Below are 6321 nucleotides of genomic sequence, written 5' to 3' on the forward strand. Positions count from 1 at the left end.
AGCTTGAATTGCTCGGTGTACTTACCCATAGATCCCCCAAGGGTTGGATTGGTGTCCAACTTCTTGGGGGCAGTCCAGGTTTCGAGCAGGCTTGAAGCTTGTGAGTTTCCTGTAGGAGCGGGCCCCGCGAATGGGCCCCGCAGCGGCCCCTGTTACAGGGGACTCAAACCTCGGGCCAGAAAGCCCGGATCCCGGCTACGCCCTGTGCCCCGGCTTCCCAAGCATGCTCGCGCTCACCCGGCCCTACCCCACCCAGCAGGTAAACCGGCTTGTTGAACCCGGCAATCAACCGCTGCGCCTCATCCCATCCCAACGGCACCGCCTCAGGGTGAGTCTGGGTAGCCTGCACTGGCGACAAGGTGACAAAGTCCACCCCCATCTGCTCAGCCAGCGCCAGCTCTTCGGCACTGTGGCAGGATGCCGCCAACCAGCGCTCCTTGGGGAACGGCCGGCCCCTGGCGGCGTACTTGCGCAGCTGCGCGGCCGTCAGGTGCCAACCGGCCGCCGGGAAATCACCCAGCCATTCCAGTGGCCCTTTAAGCATCAGCTGCGCCTTGCCCGCACACAGCCCGACCGCATCCACCGCCACGTCGCGGTACTTGGGGTCGTACATGTCCGGGGCACGTAACTGGATCAGGCGAATACCATTGGCCACCGCCTTCTGGATGCCCTTGAGCATTTGCGGCACTTCCAGGCCGTCCGGGGTGATCAGGTACTGGTCCGGCAGGCGCGCAGCGGCGACGATCGGCTTGTTGGCCTCGGGGAATTCGTACTGCGGCAAATCGCGCGGGGCAACCCACTCCAGCGGCTGGCCTTCGGCACCATGCGGTTCGCCAGTGAACGCTTCGACCTCGCGCACGTCCAGCAGCACCTGCTTGTCCGAGTAGTCATGGCTGACCTTGATCAGCGCACGCGAATGGCTTACCTCAATGCCCAGCTCCTCGCGCAACTCGCGGGCAAGCGCCACTTCGACGCTTTCGCCTTCTTCCACCTTGCCACCGGGGAACTCCCACAAGCCGCCCTGGTGCTGGGTATCGGCACGGCGTGCGATCAGAATACGGCCATCAGCGCCGCGAATGACGGCAGCCACTACATGAATCCGTTTCACGCTTCACGCTCCTCCAGGCCTGCCTGTTGCCATGCCTGGAAGGCTGGCCACTGATAAATGGTTTCGATGTAGGCTGCCGCCTCGGCGGGGACTTCTACGCGGTAGGTGCGCAGGCGCACGGCTACCGGGGCAAAGAAGGCATCGGCCAGGCTTGGCTTGCCGAACAGGAACGGGCCGCTGTCCTTGGCCACCAGACGGCATTCGGACCACAGCGCAACGATACGGTCGATGTCGATTTGTACGTCCAGCGGCACGCTGTCCAGCGCCTGGTCGCGCGACAAGTCGAACGGCATGGCGCCGCGCAGGGCAAAGAAGCCGCTATGCATCTGCGCACAGGCCGAACGGGCCTGGGCACGCGCCGCCACATCGGCAGGCCACAGCTGGGCTTCGGGGTGGCGTTCGTTGAGGTATTCGGCAATGGCCAGCGAGTCAGCGATCACACCGTGCTCGCTCTTGAGCAGCGGCACCTTGCCGGTGGAGGAGAAAGCGAGGATGCGCTGGCGGGTATCAGGCTGGTTCAGCTTGATCAGGGTTTCTTCGTAGGGCACGCCAGCCAGCTCGAGGGCCAGGGCGCCACGCAGCGACCAGGAGGAGTACAGCTTGTCGCCGATGATCAGGTGATAGCTCATGGTTCGGCTCCATCAGGTTTGTATTGCAAAACCCGCAGGCCGCTGCGCGGCCTTTCGCGGGCAAGCCCGCTCCTGCAGGGACCGCACCGCTCCTGCAGGCATTGCAACACCTGTGGGAGCGGGCGTGCCCGCGAAGAGGCCTTCGGATCAGTAGATCAGGTACGGTACTCGGCGTTGATCTTCACGTACTCGTGGGACAGGTCGGTCGTCCAGATGGTTTCGCTGCACTGGCCACGGCCCAGCTCGATTCGGATGGTGATCTCTTCCTGGGCCATCACTGCCGAACCCTGCGCTTCGGTATAGCTCGGGCTGCGGCCACCTTTGCTCGCAATGCAAACGCTGTCCAGGTAAACATCGATCAGGCTTACATCCAGTTCCGGTACACCGGCACGACCTACCGCAGCGAGGATACGGCCCCAGTTCGGGTCGGAAGCGAACAGCGCGGTCTTGATCAGCGGCGAGTGGGCCACGGCGTAGCCGACGTCCAGGCACTCCTGGTGGTTGCCACCACCGTTGACCTGCACGGTCACGAACTTGGTCGCGCCTTCGCCGTCACGGACAATGGCCTGGGCCACTTCCATGCACACTTCGAACACGGCCTTTTTCAGCGCTTCGAAAAGCGCGCCGCTGGCTTCGGTCACTTCCGGCAGGTCGGCCTTGCCGGTAGCGATCAGCATGCAGCAATCGTTGGTCGAAGTGTCACCATCGATCGTGATGCGGTTGAACGACTTGTTGGCGCCGTCCAGCATCAGGTCCTTGAGTACCTTTGGCGCCACCTTGGCGTCGGTGGCGATGTAGCCCAGCATGGTCGCCATGTTCGGGCGGATCATGCCTGCACCCTTGCTGATACCGGTAACGGTGACGGTCACGCCATCGTGCTGGAACTGGCGGCTGGCCCCTTTGGGCAGGGTGTCGGTGGTCATGATGCCGGTAGCGGCCTCAGCCCAGTTGTTCTCCGACAGGTTGTCGAGGGCGGCCTGCAGCGCGCCTTCGATCTTTTCGACCGGCAGCGGCTCGCCAATCACGCCGGTGGAGAACGGCAGTACCGACTCGGCCGGTACGCCAGCCAGTTCGGCCAGCTTGGCGCAGGTGCGCTCGGCGGCGGCCAGGCCTGGCGCGCCGGTGCCGGCGTTGGCATTTCCCGTGTTGGTCAGCAGGTAGCGCACGGTGCCCTGTACACGCTGCTTGGACAGGATCACCGGCGCTGCGCAGAAGGCGTTGAGGGTGAACACGCCAGCCACGCTGGAGCCTTCGGCACAGCGCATGACCACCACATCCTTGCGCCCCGGGCGCTTGATACCGGCAGAAGCGATACCGAGTTCAAAACCCGGAACCGGGTGCAGGGTGGGCAAAGGACCAAGACCAACAGCCATTAGAGCGCTCCTAGAAAAAACGATGATGTCGAAAAAGGGGCCGCTTCGCACCCCATCGCGACACAAGGCCGCCCCCACAAGGATCGCGCCCGTTCATGGACGAGCGCGGTACCTGTAGAAGCGGCCTTGTGTCGCGAAAGGGCCGCAAAGCGACCCCAGGCTTGTACAACGTAAGGTTCAGATCACTCGATCTGACCGTGGCAATGCTTGAACTTCTTGCCCGAACCACACCAGCACGGCTCGTTGCGGCCCAGCTTCTGGTCATTGCGTACTGGCGCCGAGGCTACCGCTACTTCGGCACCCTCCTCGCTCAGTTGCTCACTTCCCAGGCCCGGTGCAGCGGCGTGCTGGAACTGCATGCGACTCGCCAGCTCTTCGGCCTCGCGGCGCAGGCGGGCTTCTTCTTCGGCCGGGTCTTCGCGGCGAACCTGTACGTGTGACAGCACGCGGATGGTGTCGCGCTTGATCGACTCCAACAGCTCCTGGAACAGGCTGAACGACTCGCGCTTGTACTCCTGCTTCGGGTTCTTCTGCGCATAACCACGCAGGTGAATACCATGACGCAGGTGGTCCATGGTCGACAGGTGGTCTTTCCACAGGTCGTCCAGTACGCGCAGCAGAATCTGCTTCTCGAAGGTTCGCAGGGCCTCGAGACCGGCCTGGTCTTCCTTCTCGGTGTAGGCAGTGGTGATCTCGTTCAGCAGCTTCTCGCGCAAGGTCTCTTCGTAGAGGTGATCGTCCTCGTCGAGCCATTGCTGAATCGGCAACTTGATGGCGAAATCGCTGGCCAGCGAAGCCTCCAGGCCGGCTACGTCCCACTGCTCTGGCAGCGACTGCGGCGGAATGTGCTGGCTGATGGTAGCGTCCAGTACTTCCTTGCGGAATTCGACGATGGTGTCGCCAATGTTCTCGGCGGCCAGCAGGCTGTTGCGCATGTGGTAGATCACCTTGCGCTGCTCGTTGGCGACGTCGTCATATTCGAGCAATTGCTTACGAATGTCGAAGTTGCGGCCTTCGACCTTGCGCTGGGCTTTCTCGATAGCGTTGGTGACCATGCGGTGCTCGATGGCCTCGCCCGACTGCATGCCCAGTGCCTTCATGAAGTTCTTCACCCGGTCAGAGGCGAAGATGCGCATCAGGCTGTCTTCCAGCGACAGGTAGAAGCGACTGGAACCCGGGTCGCCCTGACGACCGGAGCGGCCGCGCAGCTGGTTGTCGATACGGCGCGATTCGTGGCGCTCGGAAGCGATTACATGCAGGCCACCCGTCTCGATCACTTGCTGGTGACGCTTCTGCCAGTCGGCCTTGATCTGGGCGATCTGCTCGGCTGTCGGGTTTTCCAGGGCAGCCACTTCGGCTTCCCAGTTACCGCCCAGCAGGATGTCGGTACCACGGCCAGCCATGTTGGTGGCGATGGTCAGTGCACCGGGCGCGCCTGCTTGCGCGATGATCTCGGCTTCCTTCTCGTGATACTTGGCGTTGAGCACCTTGTGGTCGATCCCTTCCTTTTTCAGGAGGTTGGACATGTGCTCGGAAGTTTCAATGGTCGCGGTACCTACCAGCACCGGACGGCCCAGCTTCATGCTTTCCTTGATGTCGGCGATGATCGCGGCGTATTTCTCGTCAGCGGTCAGGTACACCAGGTCGTTGTAGTCCTTGCGCGCCAGTGGCTTGTTCGGCGGAATGACCATCACGTTCAGGCCGTAGATCGACTGGAACTCGAATGCTTCGGTGTCGGCGGTACCGGTCATGCCGGACAGCTTGGTGTACAGGCGGAAGTAGTTCTGGAAGGTGGTCGAAGCCAGGGTCTGGCTCTCGGCCTGGATGTTCAGGTTCTCTTTGGCCTCGATGGCCTGATGCAGGCCCTCGGACAGGCGACGGCCCGGCATGGTACGGCCGGTGTGTTCGTCGATCAGCAGAACCTGGCCGTCCTGGACGATGTACTCGACGTTACGGTGGAACAGCTTGTGTGCGCGAAGACCGGCGTAGACGTGTGTCAGCAGCCCCAGATTGTGCGCGGAATACAGGCTCTCGCCTTCGGCCAGCAGGCCCGCCTGGGCCAGCATTTCTTCGATGAACTGGTGACCGGCTTCGTTCAGCTCCACCTGGCGACTCTTCTCGTCGATGGTGAAGTGGCCTTCCTGGGTGACCTGGCCTTCGACCTCTTCGATGTGCTGGGTGAGGCGCGGGATCAGGCGGTTGATCTCGATGTACAGCTTGGAGCTGTCCTCGGCCTGACCGGAAATGATCAGCGGGGTACGCGCTTCGTCGATGAGGATGGAGTCGACTTCGTCGATCACGGCGAAGTTCAGTTCACGCTGGAACTTCTCGTCCTGGCTGAACGCCATGTTGTCGCGCAGGTAGTCGAACCCGAATTCGTTGTTGGTGCCGTAGGTGATGTCGGCCGCATAGGCGGCGCGCTTTTCTTCCGGCGGCTGGAAGGCAGAGACGATACCGACCGACAGACCGAGGAATTCGTACAGCGGGCGCATCCAGTTGGCGTCACGGCGCGCCAGGTAGTCGTTGACGGTGACCACATGCACGCCCTTGCCGGACAATGCGTTGAGGTAGACGGCCAGGGTACCGACCAAGGTCTTGCCTTCACCGGTGCGCATTTCTGCGATCATACCCTCGTGCAGGGTCATGCCGCCGATCAGCTGCACATCGAAATGGCGCATGCCCATTACGCGCTTGCCGGCCTCGCGGGCCACGGCGAAGGCTTCGGGCAGCAATTGGTCCAGTGTCTCGCCTTTGGCCAGGCGCTCCTTGAACTCTGCAGTCTTGCCCCGCAGTTGCTCGTCGGAGAGGGCCACCATCTTCTCTTCGAAGGCATTGACGATACTCACCGTCTTGAGCATGCGTTTGACTTCACGCTCGTTCTTGCTTCCAAAAAGTTTTTTTAACAAAGGCGCAAACATATCGGCAGGATCTTCCACACGTAGGGATGGAGGGCGGCCCCATGAGTCGCCCGTGCAGCCCATAGGCCGCATGCGAACGAGCATTCTACCCGGAAACGATGGTGAGGAAAGTGGTGGATTTCCACGATGCTGATACAGCGTTTTGGCGGGGGCCTGTTTTAGATAGGGGCATTTTCCCTGAGTTCAAGGCCCGGGATCATGAAACGTATCGAGAATGACTCCTATCTTGTGTCGCCCGTACCGGCCTCTTCGCGGGCAAGCCCGCTCCTACGAGGTATCGATAACCCTGTAGG

At 61.9% G+C, this 6321-nt stretch carries 4 protein-coding genes; all 4 read right to left on the bottom strand.

The features are described from left to right. Positions 1-163: 163 nt before the first annotated feature. Positions 164-1108: a Nudix family hydrolase gene (locus QYE47_RS27075; protein ID WP_014592273.1), complete on the bottom strand. Its 945-nt coding sequence runs from the start codon at positions 1106-1108 to the stop codon at positions 164-166. Further along, a complete protein-coding gene (locus QYE47_RS27080; protein WP_014592274.1) occupies positions 1105-1737 on the bottom strand; it encodes a glutathione S-transferase family protein in 633 nt (210 codons plus the stop codon). The genes QYE47_RS27075 and QYE47_RS27080 overlap by 4 nt, the downstream gene beginning before the upstream one ends. A gap of 155 nt (positions 1738-1892) precedes the next feature. Beyond that, entirely contained in the window at positions 1893-3110 is a 1218-nt protein-coding gene (gene argJ, locus QYE47_RS27085; RefSeq protein WP_010952461.1) for a bifunctional glutamate N-acetyltransferase/amino-acid acetyltransferase ArgJ, read from the bottom strand. A gap of 182 nt (positions 3111-3292) precedes the next feature. After that, entirely contained in the window at positions 3293-6028 is a 2736-nt protein-coding gene (gene secA / locus QYE47_RS27090) for a preprotein translocase subunit SecA (protein ID WP_014592275.1), read from the bottom strand. Positions 6029-6321: the final 293 nt, after the last annotated feature.

This window comes from Pseudomonas sp. 2,4-D (assembly GCF_030418155.1).
GTDB lineage: Bacteria > Pseudomonadota > Gammaproteobacteria > Pseudomonadales > Pseudomonadaceae > Aquipseudomonas > Aquipseudomonas alloputida.

Bases quoted from the DNA above. Each gene is read 5' to 3' on its own strand.
- QYE47_RS27080 (WP_014592274.1), bottom strand. From the start codon at position 1,737: ATGAGCTATCACCTGATCATCGGCGACAAGCTGTACTCCTCCTGGTCG.
- argJ (WP_010952461.1), bottom strand. From the start codon at position 3,110: ATGGCTGTTGGTCTTGGTCCTTTGCCCACCCTGCACCCGGTTCCGGGT.
- secA (WP_014592275.1), bottom strand. From the start codon at position 6,028: ATGTTTGCGCCTTTGTTAAAAAAACTTTTTGGAAGCAAGAACGAGCGT.